Annotated in this window: 17 protein-coding genes; 9 read left to right on the plus strand and 8 right to left on the minus strand. The window is 64.3% G+C overall.

Annotated elements, in window-relative coordinates; translation table 11 throughout:
• Window positions 1–84: 84 nt before the first annotated feature.
• Window positions 85–885 carry an IclR family transcriptional regulator gene (locus ACOOE1_RS00350; protein ID WP_420404350.1) on the plus strand — a complete coding sequence of 267 codons (801 nt, stop codon included), beginning with the start codon at window positions 85–87 and terminating at the stop codon, window positions 883–885.
• Between the two features lie 46 nt (window positions 886–931).
• Here the strand turns inward: ACOOE1_RS00350 and cysE are convergent, their stop codons facing one another.
• The 3 genes from cysE to ACOOE1_RS00365 all read right to left on the minus strand — a co-directional run bounded on the left by cysE (window position 932) and on the right by ACOOE1_RS00365 (window position 3,298).
• Window positions 932–1,750, minus strand: a complete 819-nt coding sequence (gene cysE / locus ACOOE1_RS00355) for a serine O-acetyltransferase (RefSeq protein WP_420404351.1) — start codon at window positions 1,748–1,750, stop codon at window positions 932–934.
• Window positions 1,751–1,871: 121 nt separating this feature from the next.
• On the minus strand, window positions 1,872–2,924 hold the full coding sequence (locus ACOOE1_RS00360; RefSeq protein ID WP_420404352.1) for a permease: 1,053 nt from the start codon (window positions 2,922–2,924) through the stop codon (window positions 1,872–1,874).
• Between the two features lie 53 nt (window positions 2,925–2,977).
• The gene (locus tag ACOOE1_RS00365) at window positions 2,978–3,298 is read right to left on the minus strand and encodes an ArsR/SmtB family transcription factor (RefSeq protein ID WP_420404353.1); all 321 of its coding nucleotides are present in this window, start codon (window positions 3,296–3,298) and stop codon (window positions 2,978–2,980) included.
• Between the two features lie 183 nt (window positions 3,299–3,481).
• Here ACOOE1_RS00365 and ACOOE1_RS00370 point away from each other — a divergent pair, with 183 nt between their 5' ends.
• Entirely contained in the window at window positions 3,482–4,975 is a 1,494-nt protein-coding gene (locus tag ACOOE1_RS00370) for an alkaline phosphatase family protein (protein WP_420404354.1), read from the plus strand.
• A gap of 3 nt (window positions 4,976–4,978) precedes the next feature.
• Here the strand turns inward: ACOOE1_RS00370 and ACOOE1_RS00375 are convergent, their stop codons facing one another.
• Window positions 4,979–6,376, minus strand: coding sequence for an MATE family efflux transporter (locus ACOOE1_RS00375; RefSeq protein WP_420404355.1), 1,398 nt, complete (start codon window positions 6,374–6,376; stop codon window positions 4,979–4,981).
• A gap of 415 nt (window positions 6,377–6,791) precedes the next feature.
• Between ACOOE1_RS00375 and ACOOE1_RS00380 the strand changes: the two genes are divergently transcribed.
• Entirely contained in the window at window positions 6,792–7,403 is a 612-nt protein-coding gene (locus tag ACOOE1_RS00380) for a LysE family translocator (protein WP_420404356.1), read from the plus strand.
• On the opposite strand, the gene ACOOE1_RS00385 is transcribed toward ACOOE1_RS00380, so the two are convergent.
• Both ACOOE1_RS00385 and ACOOE1_RS00390 read right to left on the minus strand, forming a co-directional pair.
• Window positions 7,323–8,852 carry a sensor histidine kinase gene (locus ACOOE1_RS00385; protein ID WP_420404357.1) on the minus strand — a complete coding sequence of 510 codons (1,530 nt, stop codon included), beginning with the start codon at window positions 8,850–8,852 and terminating at the stop codon, window positions 7,323–7,325. The genes ACOOE1_RS00380 and ACOOE1_RS00385 overlap by 81 nt on opposite strands.
• The gene (locus tag ACOOE1_RS00390) at window positions 8,845–9,351 is read right to left on the minus strand and encodes a YHS domain-containing (seleno)protein (protein WP_420404358.1); all 507 of its coding nucleotides are present in this window, start codon (window positions 9,349–9,351) and stop codon (window positions 8,845–8,847) included. Before ACOOE1_RS00390 ends, ACOOE1_RS00385 begins: the two co-directional genes overlap by 8 nt.
• Window positions 9,352–9,544: 193 nt before the next feature.
• Between ACOOE1_RS00390 and ACOOE1_RS00395 the strand changes: the two genes are divergently transcribed.
• The 3 genes from ACOOE1_RS00395 to ACOOE1_RS00405 are packed head-to-tail and all read left to right on the plus strand — an operon-like array spanning window position 9,545 to window position 12,608.
• Complete coding sequence (locus ACOOE1_RS00395) at window positions 9,545–10,483, plus strand: hydroxymethylglutaryl-CoA lyase (RefSeq protein ID WP_420404359.1); 939 nt, start codon at window positions 9,545–9,547, stop codon at window positions 10,481–10,483.
• Between the two features lie 5 nt (window positions 10,484–10,488).
• Complete coding sequence (locus tag ACOOE1_RS00400) at window positions 10,489–11,649, plus strand: CaiB/BaiF CoA transferase family protein (RefSeq protein ID WP_420404360.1); 1,161 nt, start codon at window positions 10,489–10,491, stop codon at window positions 11,647–11,649.
• Window positions 11,646–12,608, plus strand: a complete 963-nt coding sequence (locus ACOOE1_RS00405; protein WP_420404361.1) for a dimethylarginine dimethylaminohydrolase family protein — start codon at window positions 11,646–11,648, stop codon at window positions 12,606–12,608. The genes ACOOE1_RS00400 and ACOOE1_RS00405 overlap by 4 nt, the downstream gene beginning before the upstream one ends.
• Window positions 12,609–12,631: 23 nt before the next feature.
• Here the strand turns inward: ACOOE1_RS00405 and ACOOE1_RS00410 are convergent, their stop codons facing one another.
• Window positions 12,632–12,844, minus strand: a complete 213-nt coding sequence (locus ACOOE1_RS00410; RefSeq protein WP_420404362.1) for a DUF1674 domain-containing protein — start codon at window positions 12,842–12,844, stop codon at window positions 12,632–12,634.
• Between the two features lie 121 nt (window positions 12,845–12,965).
• Here ACOOE1_RS00410 and htpX point away from each other — a divergent pair, with 121 nt between their 5' ends.
• Window positions 12,966–13,829: a zinc metalloprotease HtpX gene (gene htpX, locus ACOOE1_RS00415; RefSeq protein ID WP_420404363.1), complete on the plus strand. Its 864-nt coding sequence runs from the start codon at window positions 12,966–12,968 to the stop codon at window positions 13,827–13,829.
• 13 nt (window positions 13,830–13,842) lie between these two features.
• Here htpX and ACOOE1_RS00420 read toward each other — a convergent pair whose 3' ends face one another.
• Window positions 13,843–15,171 (minus strand): methyl-accepting chemotaxis protein, encoded by a 1,329-nt coding sequence (locus ACOOE1_RS00420; RefSeq protein ID WP_420404364.1) that lies wholly within the window; start codon window positions 15,169–15,171, stop codon window positions 13,843–13,845.
• Window positions 15,172–15,307: 136 nt separating this feature from the next.
• On the opposite strand from ACOOE1_RS00420, the gene ACOOE1_RS00425 reads away from it, so the two are divergent.
• Entirely contained in the window at window positions 15,308–16,666 is a 1,359-nt protein-coding gene (locus ACOOE1_RS00425; RefSeq protein WP_420404365.1) for an RsmB/NOP family class I SAM-dependent RNA methyltransferase, read from the plus strand.
• 41 nt (window positions 16,667–16,707) lie between these two features.
• Window positions 16,708–17,373: a ribulose-phosphate 3-epimerase gene (rpe, locus tag ACOOE1_RS00430; protein WP_420404366.1), complete on the plus strand. Its 666-nt coding sequence runs from the start codon at window positions 16,708–16,710 to the stop codon at window positions 17,371–17,373.
• Window positions 17,374–17,387: the final 14 nt, after the last annotated feature.

Consider the following 17,387-nt stretch of genomic DNA (forward strand, 5'->3'; position numbering starts at 1 on the left):
ACTTAGAATGAGTCAAAGTCAGATGTCGGCGGTAAAGTCGCGCCTGCGTAAATTGTATACAAAACTAGGGAAGAATTCGAGCACATGACCGCATCTCCAAAGCGATCGGATGCAGAACGGTCGGGCCAGATCCAGTCGGTTGCGCGCGCAATCAGCGTGCTGAACGCACTCGCGGCAGACGAGGACGGCATGACCCTGACAGAGATTGCCCATACCGTTACGTTGCCGCCGTCCACGGTCCACCGGTTGCTCACCACGCTGCAGCAGGAACGCTATGTCCGTTTTGATACCGAACGGGGCGCATGGCAGATCGGCGTTCAGTGTTTCGCCGTCGGCAATGCCTTTCTGCGCACCCGGGACCTCGTCGCGATCACCCGTCCCTACATGCGGCGCCTGATGGAAGAAAGCGGGGAAACCGTCAATCTCGCGGTCCGTGATCATGACGAAATGGTCTATCTGGCGCAGGTGGAATGCCGCGAGATGATGCGGGCGTTCGCCAAGCCTGGGGCTCGTGTGCCGATTGCCGGCTCTGCGGTGGGAAAGACCCTGCTCGCGCGGCTCAAGACGGACGAGGTTTCCAAACTGCTTGCCCGGGTCAGCGTGGAACACAAGACGCGCCGTACGATCGACGCACTGCCGCGCATGGAAGCCGAACTGCAGCGGGTCCGCGAGGTCGAGTTCGCGGTCGACAACGAGGAGCATTCAGTGGGATTGCGCTGCGTTGCCTCTGCCGTTTTCGGGCATCACAGCGAGCCGCTGGCGGCAATCTCGATCTCGGGACCGACGGCTCGCATTACCGATGAGCGGATCGACAAGCTCGGCAAGATCGTCTGTACTGTCGCCAGAGAAGCGACCGTGGCCCTTGGAGGGATCTGGCCGCAGTGAGGCGTGGCTGCTCCGGCGTTCTCACGCCGGGCGGGGCGCGATCCGGTCAGTCGTATTCTTCCGCCAGGAACTGCTGGTTCATGGAGAGCGCCGGCTGTTCGCAGCCGGCCGTGCCCACTTCACGCGCCGGAACGCCGGCGACGGTGGTGTTCGGCGGCACGTTCTTCAGCACAACGGAGCCCGCACCGACGCGGGAGCATTCTCCCACCTCAATGTTGCCGAGAATCTTGGCGCCGGCGCCGATCATGGTGCCGCGCCGGACTTTCGGATGCCGATCGCCGGTCTCCTTGCCGGTACCGCCGAGGGTGACCGCGTGCAGCAGCGAGACGCCGTCCTCCACCACTGCGGTCTCGCCGATGACGAGTCCGGTGCCGTGGTCGACCATGATGCCCTTGCCGATCTGTGCCGCCGGGTGGATATCCACGCTGAACACGCTGGCGACGCGGCTCTGGAAGTATTTCGCGAGATATTCGCGCCCATGGCCCCAGAGCCAGTGAGCGATGCGATAGGCCTGCAGGGCATGGAACCCCTTGAAGTAGAGGAACGGCTCGAGATAGCCGGTGCAGGCGGGATCGCGCTCGTAGGTGGCGGAGAGATCCGCCCGGGCCGCCTCGCCGATCCTGGGGTCTGAAAGCACCGCGTTGTGCACGACCTGGTAGACCGACAGATCGCTCATTTCCGGCCCGCCGATCTTCTGCGAGATGAGATAGGAGAGCGCGTCTTCGAAGGTCTGCTGGTCGAGGACGCTGGCATGCATCCAGCTCGCGAGCGCGGATTCCTTCTCCGCCCAGGCCGCCGCGTCCCTCAGCATGTCGTTCCACACCGGGTCGAGGACCGCTTTCGGTCTCGGGTTGGCGTCAACCATTCAGTCCTCCCCGCCGCATCCACGGCGTCCTTGGCTGCCGGGCACCGTCGGGAGCGCCGACGGTGCTAGCTTAGATAAGCATGCCGGTTGCTGAAGCAATATTCGGCGAGATGCAAGGATATCATGCCAAAACCGCAAGATAGAGGGCAAATCCGTAGGCCACGGCGAGGGAGCCGAGCAGGCCGAGGCTGAGATACCAGGCGAAGACCCCGCCACGAACCAGCGCGAACACGGCCATCGATGCCGGAATGCTGGTGATCCCGCCCGCGATCATGAAGGCGAGTCCGGCCGCCGGCGTCATGCCGAGATCCATCAGGCCGCCGACCAGAGGAATGGCCGCGTAGCCGTTGAGATAGGTCGGAACTCCGACCAGGATGGCGGCGGGAATGGTCCACCATTCGCCACCGCCGAGATAGGTCGCGATCTTGTCCGCGGGCACATAGGAGACCATCAGGCTCTCGAGCAGGAAGGCAAGGGTCAGCCACTTCAGCAGGAAGAGGCCAGTGGTCTTCGCCTCGCCGGCGAAAGCGGAGCGGCGCTCGGGTTCGGACCAGAAAGACCAGACAACCTTTTCCGTCTTCAGGGCGCTGGAGCCGCCGCAACCGCTGCCGCATCCCTTCGTCAGTTGCGGGCGCAGGGCGTCGGCGAAGGCGCCGCCCTTGACCAGAATATGGGTGGCGAAACCGGCGATCGCACCGATGCCGAAGGCGGCGAGCATCTTCGCGACGCTGAATTCGAACCCCATCACCGGGAGCATCAGGATGAACATTTCGGGGTCCATCAGCGGCGAGGCGAGCCAGAAGGCCATGACCGGAGCCAGCGGCACGCCGGCGCCGAGCAGCCCGGCTATGATCGGCACGACGCCGCAGGAGCAGAAGGGCGAGAGTGCGCCGAAGGCGGCGGCCAGAAGGATGGCCCGTGTGGCATTGCCGGAAAAGGCACGGCCGATCTGGTGATCGAGACCGCTCGCCCTGGCAAAGGCGGCCACGGCGACCGAAACGGCGAGATAGGGCGCGATGCCGATCAGGGCTTCGATCGTGAACCGTGCGCTGGCGGGGACCTGAGCGGAAGCCAGGACAGCGAGCGCCGCAAAGATCAGGGCGACGGCGATCCAGACCCGGTCGATGCGGCCGAAGCGGAGGGAGAGGGAACGTGTCAGTTCTGCGGTGGTCATGATCTTGTCCCGTGATTCCAGAATTGTCGAATTAACATCCCAAATAAAAAGGCCTACGCGCCTTCCTGTTCTTCCATCGGCACGACATCGAGCCCGTTGCAGCATTCCGAGCAGAGATAGGCGACGAGCTCGTCCGCCAGTTCGAAATTTGCCGTGCAACGCAGCACCCGGCCTTGCCGTTCCTGGCGGGCAAGCCCGGCCCAGACCAGATGCGAGATATGATGCGAGAGGGTCGATTTCGGGATGTTCAGATGCTTCTGAATTTCGCCGACAGACACCCCCTCCGGTCCCGCTTTGATCAGCAGGCGGAAGGCCTCCAGCCTGTGCGGGTTGCCGAGTTCGGAGAGGCACTTCGATGCGGTTTCGATATCCATGCCCCAAATCTAGGCCCGGTAACGGATCGAGTCAACGATTGTTCTAGAGTTATCGAATTGACATGATGCCGCAATCATCCTGTTGCTATCTGTCATGCAGCTTTCACACCGGGACATCTTGCCCGACCCGTGCGGCGGGAGGAGAATGCCGCGTCATTTACCGATTTCTTGTGAGGGTTTCCGATGACGCGGCCGCGTTTTCTCTTTGTGCTTTTCGACGGGCTGCGCCGGGACATGGTGCGCGCTGATACTGCTCCGGCGATTCACGGCTTCCGCCAGGCCTGGACGGATTTTCCGAACAGCGCTTCCGTTTTTCCTGTCGAGACCCGGGTTCAGGTCTCCAGCTTTGTCACGGGGTCTTTTCCGGGCCACGCCGCTTTGCACCCTGCAGGCGACAACCGGCACGCGGGCCACGGGATCATGGGCAACAGCTTCTACGATCCGGACCTTGGCTTTGACGGGCCGATGGACACGTCCGACGATGCAAAGATGTCGGCCGCGGCGAAGCATTACGGCCGCCTGCAGGGCTCGCGCAACATCGGCGAGATCCTGCATGAGGCGGGACGGAAATACGCCGTGGTCACGACCGGAAAGATCGGCAACGCGCGGCTGCTCAATCTCGGGGCCGCCGCTCACGGCCAGCCGGTATTCTCGATCTGGGGCGCGGATATCTCCAGCCCGGCGGCGGAATTCGACGCCGTGATCGAGCGCTTCGGCCCGGTGCCCGAACAGCAGTTTCCGAATGTCGCGGTGATGGATTATGCGACCAGCGTGCTGCTTGATGAATTCATTCCGAAGCATGACGCGGATATCCAGGTGGTCTGGTTCAACGAGCCGGACCTCAGTTTCCATTACCGGGAGATCGGTTCGCCGGACAGCCTGCGGGCGATCAGGGCGGTGGACGATGCCTTCCGCCGTATCCTCGACTGGTGGGAGGCCGAGGGACGGGAAGAAGGCTGGCAGATCGTCGCGGCCTCCGATCACGGCCAGATCACCGTCACCGGACAGATCAACGTGGCGGAGGAACTGGCAGGAGCGGGGTTCCGTGTCGGCAGGGCCCTGGGCCCGGACGTCGACGTGGTTGTGAAACGCAGCTATGCGGGCGGCATAAGCATCCGCGACCGAGATCATGAGACGACGGAAAGGGTTTTCGACTGGCTGAGCCGGCAGGACTGGTGCGGGCTGGTCTTCAGCCGCGAGGAGCGGAAAGGCGCGCTGCCGATGAGCGCGATCAATGTCGCGGGAAGCCGGGCGCCGGACCTCTACATGGTGCTGCGCACCTCGGAGGGCGCCAATGCGCACGGCTATCCCGGTCTCTGCTACGCCGACAACGGCGACATTCCGGTCGGCGGCGGCATGCATGGCGGCCTGCAGCAGCACGAGTTGAACAACCTGCTGACGGCGGGCGGCGAGCTGTTCCGCGAAGGGCATGTCGTCGAAACCCCGACCGGGCTGGTCGATGTCGTCCCGACCATGCTGGCGGCGCTGGAGGTCGAGGCGCCGGAGAGCATGACCGGGCGGGTCCTGGCCGAGGCCCTCCGGATCGATGCCAAACCGCCATTCTGGCAGGAGATGCTGCTGCGCGCGGAGCGCGGCGACTATGCCCAGGAACTCCGCATCGCGCAGGTCGAGGGTGCGCCGAACCACTATCTGCGTGGCGGTCGCCGCACCGCATGACGGTCAGGCGGTCGCGCCTTCGCGGGCGATCGCGCGGTGCATCAGCACTTCGAAGCGGATCATCAGCGCGAAGCAGGCGGCGGTCAGGCCGACTGCAAGTCCGCTCCAGACGCCCGCGCCCTTCAGGTCGAACTCGAAGGCGAGCAGCGCGCCGGCCGAGAAACCGAACACCCAGTATCCGAGAAGGGCCAGGATCGCCGGGATCGTCGTGTCCTTCAGTCCGCGCAGATTGCCCGCGGCCACGGCCTGCCCGGCGTCGACGAGCTGGAACACAGCGCTGATCCAGAGGAACAGAACGGCGAGCCTGACCGCGTCGGCGTTCTCCGGATCGTCGAGGCGGAGATAGAAACCGACCAGAATCTCGCTCCCGAACCAGAAAGTCAGGGCGGCAATCACCGCGAAGCCGACGCCGACATAGGTCGATGTCCGCCCCGCAAGCAGCGCGTCGTGCAGCCGTTTGCGGCCCATGGCAAGGCCGACCCGGATGGTTGCCGCCTGGCTCACCCCGAGCGGCACCATGAAGGCGACGGACGAACATTGCAGCGCGACCGCATGCGCGGCGAGCTGGTCCGGCCCGAACAGCCCGACCATGAAGGAACTCGCGGCGAACAGCCCGGCCTCGGCGAGAACGGTCAGGCCGATCGGGACACCGATCTTCTGTATCTCGAAATAGCGGTTCCAGTCCGGGCGCCAGAAGCGGCCGAACAGGTTGTAGCGCCGGAACTTGCGGTCCGTCAGGACGAAAGCGGTCTGGGCCAGGAACATGAAGCACTGCACGGCCACCGTTGCGATCGCGGCGCCGATCAGTCCCATTTCCGGGAAGCCGAACTTGCCGAAGATCAATGCATAATCCAGCGCCGCATTCAGGCCGATGGACAGGATCAGGATCACCATCGAGGATCGCGGCCGGGAATGGGCGGTGACGAAATTGCGCAGCACCGTGAAGCACATCAGCGGCAGCAGGCCCCATTTCGCATACGCGACATAGCTGTCGGCCGCAGCCGCGAGCCCGGAATCCTGTCCCATCAGGAGCAGCAGGGCCTCCGCGTTCGAGAGCAGAAGGATGCAGGGGATGCAGAGCGTGATCGCGACCCAGAAGCCCTGGCGCAGCGTTCGTCGCACGCCACGCAGATTGATCGCCCCTATCTCATGGCTGAACATCGCCGCGGTGGCCGCCAGCAGACCGATGCCGAAGAACACAAGCGGAAAAATCGTGGAGGTCGCCAGCGTGGCGGCCGCCAGCTCGTCCGGACCGAGCCAGCCGATCATGATGACGTCGATGGTGTTGAGCGCGATGGTCGCGAGCTGGGTCAGGACCAGCGGCCAGGCAAGCTTCAGGGTCGCGGAAAGCTCATGGCGCCAGGTCGCGCGGGCAGGAGTGATCGTGGAAACATCGGACATGGAAAAAGCTCAGGCAAGAAAGGGACGAAAACCGGCGGGCGGACACCGCGTAGTGCGGCCGCCTATTCGGGCATTCGTGGCGGTAGGGCCTGGAGCTTGATTTCCATGAAGCTGTCTTTACGCTTCCGGCGAGGGGTGGTCAACCCGGACCGCCAGGTGGTTTGGAGGGCACGGTGAGCCGGTGGCGAAGCCGCGCGGCAATCCGGAGGTGGCCGGCCCATGCCGGCCATGAGGGCAGTTCCGACAGGCATCTCGATCGGCGTACCGAATGTCCGTGGCGGCGGTCCCGCAGCTTGCCGCTGGTCTTTGCTTGTCTTTCCTTTCCGGCGCGCCTGTGATGTATCTTTCGGCGAGTACCGGCCAGCGCCTGAGTACCCCCGCAGCCCGTCAATCTCGTCCGGACCGGAGTTCGCCCATGACACTGGAAACCGCGCTCGCCTTCGCGCTCGGTATGGTCATCCTGACCCTTACGCCCGGACCCACGATGCTGACGACCATCGCGAAATCCCTCGCAAGCGGGTTCTGGAGCGGTTTTCAGTACAATATCGGGGTCTGCATCGGGGACCTGATCTTCCTGATGCTGGCCATCTTCGGTCTGCAGATCGTCGCCGAACTGCTCGGCGACGTCTTCTTCGTCGTAAAATGGGTGGGGGCGGGCTATCTGCTCTGGCTCGGGACGAAACTCTGGCTGGCGAAGCCGGTTCCGCTCGAGGCGCGGCCGGTCGGTGCGAAGGGGCTGCTGCGAGAGGTCACGGCCGGGGTTCTGGTCACGCTCGGGAACCCAAAGGTGATCCTGTTCTATGGAGCCCTGCTGCCGACCTTCGTAAAGCTCGACTCGCTGGTCGCAGGCGATATCGCAATCCTCGCCGGCATTGTCGTGGTCGCAATCGTTGTGGTGAACAACTTCTACGGCCTGATGGCGGCGCGGGCCCGTCGTGTGTTTCGCTCAGCCCGCGCCGTTCAGGTGCTGAATCGCAGCGCCGGCGGCGTAATGATCGGTACGGGCGTCTTCATTGCCACGCGCTGACCGGCCGGGCGGCGGCGGTGTGATCGTCCGGGACGGCGGAAGCAGAACGGAAGCCGCAAGACCGCCACCCGCCAGATTGGTGATCTCCATCGCACCGCCATGCAGTTCAGCAAGGATCCTGCAGATCGGCAGGCCGAGGCCCGAGCCATGGAAGCCCCGGTCCTCGAATTCGCGTGATCCTGAAAACGGAATCAGCAGACTTTCGGCCTGTTCCTCCGGAATCCCGGGACCGGGATCCGTCACGGTAAAGCAGGCGGTGCCGCTGGGTTTGGCTTCGTAGGACATCTCTACGGTTCCGCCTTCGGGGGCGTGTCGCAGGGCGTTCTCGAGCAGTTTGCCGAGCAGGGAAACCATGAGGTCGCCGTCGACATGCAGTGACGGATTCGTATCGTCCCGTGACACCCGCAGGCGCACATCGCGATTGCGCGGCAGAGACGCGGCGTTCGTCTCGGCGCGACTCAGAATGGACGCGACCGGCGTCGGTGCGAAGGCCGGCTCGATTTCGCCGCCCTCGAGCCGGGTAAGTTCAAGCACGTTCTCGATCAGAAACAGGAGATGGCGGGCGGCCTGATTGATGTTGCCCGCGTAGCTCAGATAGCGCTGGATCGTGTCCGGTCCGAAACGCCGACTGCTGACGATCTCGGAGAACCCGACGATGGAGTTCAATGGCGTCCGGATCTCGTCGATCACGCGAGCGACGAAATCGGATTTCGACTGATGCGCCCGTTCTGCCTTGTCGCGCAGCCGGGTCAGGTCGGCTTCGGTTCTCGTCTGTCGGTCCTGCAGCGCATTGTAGGCCGCCACCACCTGACCGATCTGGTCCTCGCTCTCCCAGTCGATCGGGATCCGGGCGCCACTGTCGCGCTGGATGTGAATGGCGTTCAGCATCATGTCGAGCGGCTGGCCGACGGTCGCCCGGAGCACGAGATGCGCCGCGACTGCGGCAGAAGCGATGAGAGCCAAACCGAGCAGGGAGATATAGACCAGGGAATTGAGGAGGCTCGCGATTGCGGGCCCGTCGCTCATGCTGACGATGAGCGTTCCGACTCGCTGGTAGCTGTCCTCGCCCATATGGTTGATTGCGATACGTCCGACCAGCGGGTCCGCCTGATCCGGGATCGGGCCATACTTGTTCAGCACGGAGCCGTGCCGGTCGAGCACGGCAATGGACGCGACATCCCGGTCCGCGATGGTCTGCGCGACCAGAAGGCCGATCCGGTCGTCGCGCCGGTTGGCGACAGCTTCTCCCAGAAGCAGGGATTGCCGGGCCATCAGCGTATCGAGCTTGCTGGCGAGATCCGCCTTCGACTCGCGGTAGGTGACGGTGCCGTAAATGGCGATCAGGACCGCGAAGACGACAACAATGATCGGCACGAACCGGGTCAGATAGCGCGAGCTGATCGATTTCAGGATGGAGTGGTTCCCGGCGGTGGCGGGCGGGTTAGTCATTCAGGACCGCCGCCGGGATCTTTTCGATCACCGGCCAGGTCCGGTCGGCGATCGCGATGTTCTTGTCGAGCTCGGCCTTCCAGAGAGTCTGGGTCGCGCGGTCCAGCTGCAGATAGAGCTTTCCTTCGACCAGCGCGAAGACTTCCGGGTCGCCGTCGAACTTCTGGCCGACTGCGACGCCATAGGCGCAGAAGCCCCCATAGCTCGGCACATAGAGGCGCGGTTCCAGGAGGAACTCCTCACGCCGCGCCGCCGAGGCGAAGTGATAGGTCGCGCCTTCGTAGGTTGCCGTGAAGGAGGCGTCTCCGCGCTCCGCCTGGCCGGCGGTGAAATAGGCAACGGGATCGTAGCCCCTGAGTGCGACACCGTTCTTGTCCAGATTGCGCTCCGGAGAGGCGGCGAGAACCTGGCTGCCCCAGAGGAGCACAGCGACGAGAGCGGCAAGCGCCGGCGCCCAGAGAACGGCTGGTTGAAGGGCTTTGCTGTTGTTGCACTTCATGACGAAGGTCCGCGAATCGTTTGCAGATCAAATATCGGGGCAATTCGTTACCAATTTCTAAATACCGCCGCGTCTCACCCGACGCTCGGAACGGCAATTGTTCCCGCTCGGCGACTGGATCGGGCGGCGGAATCCGTTAGGATGCGGGCCGGAACCGGGAACCGGTGCGACACAGGCGACAGGAGTCAAGGAAATGGCAAGGCCGACCAGGGTGGAAATTACGGAAGTCGGGCCGCGCGACGGTCTTCAGGCGGAGCCGAAGTTTGTGCCGACGGAGCTCAAGATCAAGCTGATCAACGAGCTGATCGACGCTGGCGTGAAACGCATGGAATTCTCCTCTTTCGTCTCGCCGCGTGCGGTGCCGCAGCTGGCGGACGTGCTTGACGTGCTCGCCGGCATCGATCGGACCAAAGGCGCGGTGCTTGCGGCGCTGGTGCCGAACGCGAAGGGCGCAATCCGCGCCGCCGAGGCGGGCGTCGACGAGATGATCGTCTTCGTTTCCGCCTCCGAGAGCCACAATCAGAAGAACGTGAACCGGTCGACCGACGAATCCCTTGCCGGCTTCGCCCAGGTCGCGAAGATTGCCGAGGAAGCGAAAATCCCTGTCTCCGCTGCGATCGCGACCGCTTTCGGCTGCCCGTTCGAAGGCAACGTGCCGGCCGAGCGGCTTGGCTATGTCGCCAAGCATTTCGTCGATTTCGGCTTCCAGAGCGTGGCGCTCGGCGACACCACCGGCATGGCGACGCCGCCGCTGGTGTCGCGCAACGTGCGTTACCTGAAAGAGCATGTGCCGGGCCTGCCGATCCATCTCCATTTCCACAATACGCGCGGCATCGGCCTGGTGAACGTGGTGGCCGGGCTGGACGAGGGCGTGACGCACTACGACAGTTCCTTCGGCGGCGCCGGCGGCTGTCCCTTCGCGCCAAAGGCGACCGGGAACATCTGTACCGAGGATCTGGTCTACCTGATGCACGAGATGGGGATCGAGACAGGTATAGATCTCGAGAAGCTGATGCATATCGCCGGCGAGGTCGAGGAAGCGCTCGAGCATCCCTTGCCGGGGCAAGTCATGAAGGCGGGCCCGCGCCTGCAGCTTCATGGCATGGGAGATGTACAGACGGCGGTAGGCTGACGCGCATGCCTCTTTCCGATATCCGGGTCGTCGATCTGACCCGCATTCTGGCCGGGCCGTTCTGCAGTCAGTTGCTCGCCGACATGGGCGCCGAAGTGATCAAGGTCGAGACGCCGTCCGGCGACCCCGTCCGTGATCAGGGCGTCGTCAAGCACGGTGTCAGCTGGTATTTCGCCCAGTTCAACCGCAACAAGCGCTCCGTCGTGCTCGACCTCTATACCGACGAGGGCAAGGAAACGCTCGCCCGGCTGATCGAGACCGCGGACATCCTGGTCGAGAACTATCGTCCCGGTGTGCTCGCCAAGATGGGGTTCGACCATTCGCGCCTCGACCGGTTGAACCCGAATCTGATCGTGACCAGCATCAACGGCTACGGCTCGACCGGACCCTATGTCGACCGGCCGTCGTTCGATTTCATCGCCCAGGCGATGAGCGGCTTCATGAGCGTGAACGGTGCCGACGGTGGGGACCCCATGCGGGCGGCGCCGCCGATGAGTGATCTCATCGCCGGCCTCTACGCTGCTTTCGGGACCGTGACGGCATTGCACGCCCGCGGCCGCATCGGCAAGGGACAGCGGGTCGAATCCTCGCTGACCGGCGGCCTGATCAGCATGTTGGGCTATCTCTCGGCGGAGTATTTCGCGACGGGCGCGATCCCGAAGCGGACCGGAAACGACCATCCGATCGTAGCGCCCTACGGCCTCTTTCGCGCCTCCGACGGCATGGTTGCCGTGGCGCCGTCGAACGATGCCTTCGTCGTCCGTTTCCTCGATTGCATCGGGCTCGGACAATTGCTGGAGCGTCCGGATTATGCGACGAACGAGCGCCGCATGCAGAACCGGCCGGCGCTCAATCAGGCGATCAACGAGACGATGGAGAAAGAGACCGTCGATCACTGGATCGCCGCAATCAACAAGGCCGGCTGTCCCTGCGGACGGGTGATGAACCTGGAAGAGGTTTTCAGCGATCCGCAGGTACTGTCTCAGGATCTTGTCTTGGATGTCGAGCAGCCGGATGGTAGCACGATCCGGATGACCGGGTTCCCGGTCAAGCTATCCGACACACCGGCGAGGCTCCGCCGACCCGTTCCGGCGCTCGGAGCGGACACGGAGGCCGTCCTGGCATCTCTCGGCACGGTGTCCGAAGACAGAGGAGAATCCGCATGAGCGACCGCAAGGGTCTGTTCAATACGTCTGCCTATGGCGGTCCCGGCTGGTCCGGACGCGCGCGCTCGCACCGCGAGGAGATCGGCGATCTCTGGGCGCCGTCCGGCATCGACACCGAGTGGGCGCCGCTGAAGAGCGTGCTGATGCACCGTCCGGGTGCCGAGCTCGACATCTCGCATAACGACCCGGACGCGGTGCAGATGCTGGCGCCGGTCGATCTCGGGCTCGCCCGGGCCCAGCATGATGCGATCGCCGAGGCCTACAGGGCGAATGGGGTCGAGGTGCACTATGTCGGCCCGCCGGCGACGCCGTCGCCGAACCAGATGTTCTGCGCCGACCTCTTCGTCATGACGCCCGAAGGCGCGATCCTCGCCCGCCCGGCCTCGACCGTACGCGCGGGGGAGGAGCGGCAGGTCGCGAGGCGGCTGGCGGATATCGGGGTTCCGGTCCTCAGGACGCTGCGCGGCAACGCGCTGTTCGAGGGGGCGGACCTGATGTGGCTCGATCCGGAGACCGCGATGATCGGTCTCGGGCAGCGCACCAACGCCGAGGCTGCGATGCAGATCGAGAATGTGATGTCCGATATGGGGGTCGAAACGATCCCGGTCGACATGCCGTTCGGCTGCATGCACTTCATGGGACTGCTTCGGATCATCGACAAGGATCTGGCGGTCTGCTGGTGGCGCCGCACGCCGCATGCGACGGTCCGGACGCTGGAAGAGCGCGGCTACAAGGTGATCTGGCTTCCGGAAGGCCCGGATCTCGAGCTGAACCGGGCGATGAACATCGTCACTCTCGGTCCGCGCAAGATCCTGATGTGCGCGGGATACGAAGCGGTGCAACAAGTCTACGAGGAGGCCGGCGTGGAATGCGTGACGGTCGATTGTTCGGAACTTGTGAAGGCCGCCGGCGCGATGGGCTGCCTCACCGGCGTGCTGCATCGCGAAGCAGTGGCCTGACCTGAAACGGGCGGCCGCGCGGCTCAGAAGTCCGTCGCGCGGCCCTTGTGTTCCCAGTCGCCGAAGCGGGTCGGTTCCGGCCCGTCATAGCCGCCGATCTCCTCCGCATCCGCAGTTCCTTTGGTCTCCGGCTTCAACTGGGCCGGGACGACGAATTCGTCTGCGTCCAGCACCTTGCGCGTGGCGCCGGAGCGCTTGACCGTGACTTCGGTGAAGCTTCGTTTCTTCTCGCTCATGCGTATCTATATGCGCTCTCGCATCCGCTCCGCCAAGTCTTGATCGGGCGATGGCGGTTCCCACCTATTCTAGCGGTCCAAAGGTTGCCGGACGGGATCGCAAGAGAGAAAAGAGGGATAGATGGGATACGCACGGACCGCTTTGCTTCTGGCCGGGATGACGGCGCTGTTTCTGGGCGTCGGATACATGCTTGGCGGCGAGGCGGGCATGCTGATGGCCCTGGTCTTTGCGGCCGGCATGAATCTCTTCACCTACTGGAATGCCGACAAGATGGTGCTCGGCATGTACGGCGCGCGGGAAATCCAGCGCGGCGATCTGCCCTGGTTCCATGATATGGTCCGGGACCTGGCGGCGCGTGCCGATCTGCCGATGCCGAAGGTCTACCTGATCGACCAGGCACAGCCGAACGCTTTCGCGACCGGGCGCAATCCGGACAATGCCGCCGTCGCGGCGACCCGGGGTCTGCTGGAACTGATGAGCCACGAGGAAGTGGCGGGCGTCATGGCGCACGAGCTGGCGCACGTGAAGAACCGAGACACGTTGATCATGACCATCACCGCGACCTTCGCCGGCGCGATCTCCATGCTGGCGAACTTCGCGCTCTTTTTCGGCGGCAACCGGAACAACCCGCTGGGACTGATCGGCACCCTTGCCATGATGTTCCTCGCTCCCTTGGCCGCCATGCTGGTGCAGATGGCGATCAGCCGCTCGCGGGAATACGAGGCGGACCGGATCGGGGCCGAGATCTGCGGCCGGCCGCTCTGGCTCGCCTCCGCATTGGCCAAGCTGGAGAAGGGCGCGCGGACGATCGACAATCACGCCGCCGAGCGGAATCCGGCGACGGCGCACATGTTCATCATCAATCCATTGCACGCCCATGCCGTTGACAGCCTGTTCTCGACCCACCCGAATACGCGCAACCGCATCGCCGCGCTGGAGCGGATGGCCGGGTCGCGGGGCGCGGTGCAGGGGCCGTGGGGCTAAGGCGCGCGGGAAACTAGTCTGCGAGGTGGTCGGAGAGCTCGTCCAGGAGGCGCATGACCTCGTCCGAAGCCCTGCTCGCCTCGTAGACAAGTTTGATCGCCCCGTCCAGGTCGCCGGAATTGAAGGCCTCCGCCGCCGCGATGCCGGCACGGTGAACCTCGGTGTGCGGCGCGACCAGCGCTTTCCAGGCCGGGTGGCCGGTCAGTGCGGGGTCGGTCTGCGTGTCGTACCATTTGCCGAGGCGGCAGCTGTGATGGTCGGCGAGTTCGGTCGGGTCGAGAGCCTGGCGCCCTGCCAGCATCTGTGAGAGACGGCGCATCCAGATCATGTGATCCGATTTCGCTGCGTGAACGGTCGCGTTGGGCGTGCCTTGCTTAACGAATGCATCGATCGACCTGGCGACGATCGGGGCGGTGCGTTCCAGCGAGGTGATGGCACCATTGATCAGTTCGACGTTCTCGGCGCTCATCCGGGCGATGACCGAAACGCCACTGGCGATCTCCGAGGTGGCGGCCTCCTGTTCGATCAGGATACCGGCAACCTGCTCCATCCTGTCGGTGACCGAGGTTATGCCGGCCGCGAGGCGCTCCATTTCGGTTCCGGCGGAATCGATCGAACCGCGACCGTGCTCCACCTTCTCGGCACCATCGCGCATGACCCCGACGATCTCGTCCATTTCGGTGCGCAACTCGGAGATCCGCGAACGGATGTCGTCGGTTGCATCGGCGGTCTGGTTCGCCAGTCCCTTCACTTCTCCGGCGACAACCGCGAAACCCTTGCCGGCTTCACCGGCGCGCGCCGCTTCGATCGTCGCGTTGAGGGCGAGCAGGTTGGTCTGCTTGGCGATGGCTTCGATGGTAGAGACGATCTCACCGATCGTTTTCGAGGCTTCGGCCAGGGACTCGACTTTTTCCACAGCCGACTGCACGACCTCGAAGACCGACTCCATCGCCGCAACCGCATCCGTGGTCGCACGGCGCCCGGATTCCGAAACCTCGACGGCGTCCCTGGCTTCGGTCGCAGCGGCCTCCGAAGAGGTGCTGATGCTCTGCACCGTGGCCGAGAGCTCTTCCACCGCCGAAGCAATGGACTGGGTACGGTGATCGACCTCTTGAACGGACCTGGTCATCTCCGCGACCTGCCTGACACTGCTGTTGGCCGTGACCGACATCTCGACCCATTGCTTCAGCTGTTCTTCGGCGTCGAGCGATCCGTTGAGCGCGGCGAGGACTTCCGTGGTGCGTGGGCCGAGATAGGGTTCGATCAGATCGGCACGGCGGGTGAGAAGGGCGTCGATGAACGCGTCCGGGATTGATGCGCCGGTCTCTTCTGCTTCGGTCATGGTCGACATATCCTCGCCCTGTCTTGCCTGATGCGTGGTCGGTCGGCATCACTCTGGGCGGTTCTGGTTAAATTTTTGCAAAGATTTTATATTCCCGGCTCTGCACGGTTGCCGGCGCGGGGACGATCTGTCCTGCATGGCGGCATTGCAGCGAATTCTCTGGCCTGCCGATAGCGAACTGCATTATCCGACGCAGATGGACACAGAACGTAAACAGGATGTCTCCGCGGCCCGGAGCGTGGCCTTTGACCTGCTCCGCGCGGTTCTGACCAAGAACACGCCGCTCGACGACGCGATCGCGGTGCATGACGGTCTGAACAAACTGCCCCGGCGGGACCGCGGCTTTGCCCGGAGCATTGTCGGCGTCGCGCTGCGCCGCCTCGGCCAGATCGATGCCCTGATCGAGAGCTTCGTCGAAAAACCGCTGCCGCGTCAGGCGAGCGCCGTGCGTGACATTCTCCGGCTCGCGGTCGGCGAGTTGATGTTTCTCGACGTGGCGCCCCATGCCGCCGTCGACAGCGCGGTGACGCTCGTTGAGAGCCGCGGACATCCGAAATTCAAGGGACTGGTCAACGCGGTGCTCCGCAGGACGGCCAAAGAAGGCCGTGAGCGACTCGCCGACCTGCCTGTGGAGCTCAATTATCAGTCCTGGATGATCGAGAGCTGGCAGGCGGCCTACGGCGCCGATACCGCGCATGTGATCGCCGAGTCGTCCCTGACCGCGCCGACGCTCGACATCTCGGTGAAGGCCGATCCGGAGATCTGGGCCGAAAAACTTGAGGCGTCGCTGCTGCCGACCGGCTCGCTGCGCCGCGAATTCGACGGTGCGGTCACCGGTCTGCCGGGTTTCGACGAGGGCGCCTGGTGGGTGCAGGATGCGGCCGCCGCGCTGCCGGCGAAGCTGCTCGGCGACATCCGGGGCAAGCGGATTTTCGATCTCTGCGCGGCGCCCGGCGGCAAGACGCTCCAGCTCGCCGCCATGGGCGCGAATGTGCTTGCGGTAGACCGTTCGCCGAAGCGCCTGAAGCGGTTGGAGCGCAATCTCGACCGGCTTGACCTGCGGGCAGGTGTCGCGGCGGCCGACATCACCGGCTGGACGCCGCCTTCTCAGCCCGACGCGATCCTGCTCGACCCGCCCTGCACGGCGACCGGCACGATCAGGCGTCACCCCGACATCCTCCATGCCAAGGGGATTGGTGACCTTGCGAAACTGACCAATCTGCAGTTCCGGCTGCTGGCAAGAGCGGCGGGAATGCTAGGCCCGGGCGGTCGGCTGGTCTATTGCACCTGCTCGATGCAGTCGGAGGAGGGCGAGTCCCAGGTTGCACGCGCGCTGACCGAGTTGCCGCTGGAGCGCGACCCGGTTACCGCGGACGAACTCGGCGGTCTCGACAGGCTCTTGACGGCCGACGGCGACATCCGCACTGGCCCGCATCTCTACAGGGAACTCGGCGGTTTTGACGGGTTCTTCATCGCAAGGTTCCGGAAGAAATAGGTACTCTTGTCCCCTGCGGGGCAACCTGATAGGTGAAGGCCATGCAGCAGAACACGCGAATCGCACCCTCGATCCTGGCGGCGGATTTCGCCCGGCTCGGAGCGGAAATCGAGGCCATCGACAAGGCGGGCGCCGACTATATCCATGTCGATGTGATGGACGGCCATTTCGTGCCGAACATCTCTTTCGGGGCGGCGGTCACGAAGGCGGTCCGGGGCGTCACCGCCAAGCCCTTCGACGTGCATCTGATGATCTCGCCCGTCGATCCCTTCATCGAGGCTTTCGTGGATGCCGGCGCCGATATCATCACCGTGCATCCGGAGGCTGGCGCGCATACCCACCGCACGCTGCAGCTGATCAAGTCTTTCGGCAAGAAGGCCGGAATAGCGCTCAATCCCGGAACACCGGTCGAGATCGTGGACAACCTGATCGACCTTTGCGACCTGATTCTCGTCATGTCGGTGAACCCCGGCTTCGGCGGCCAGAAATTCATCGACAGCCAGCTTGCGAAGATCGAAGCGATTCGAAAGCGCATCGACGCGACCGGTCGCACCATCGATCTCGAGGTCGATGGCGGCGTGACGGCGGAGACGGCACCGCGCTGCATCGCCGCGGGCGCGGACGTGCTCGTCGCCGGGACCGCCGTGTTCAAGGGCGGACCGGAAGCCTATGCTGCGAACATTGCGTCGATCCGGGGGGCGGGCTGACGATCGGCCGGGCC

This window comes from Nisaea sp. (genome assembly GCF_965216895.1).
In the GTDB taxonomy this organism is placed as follows: Bacteria; Pseudomonadota; Alphaproteobacteria; order Thalassobaculales; family Thalassobaculaceae; genus Nisaea.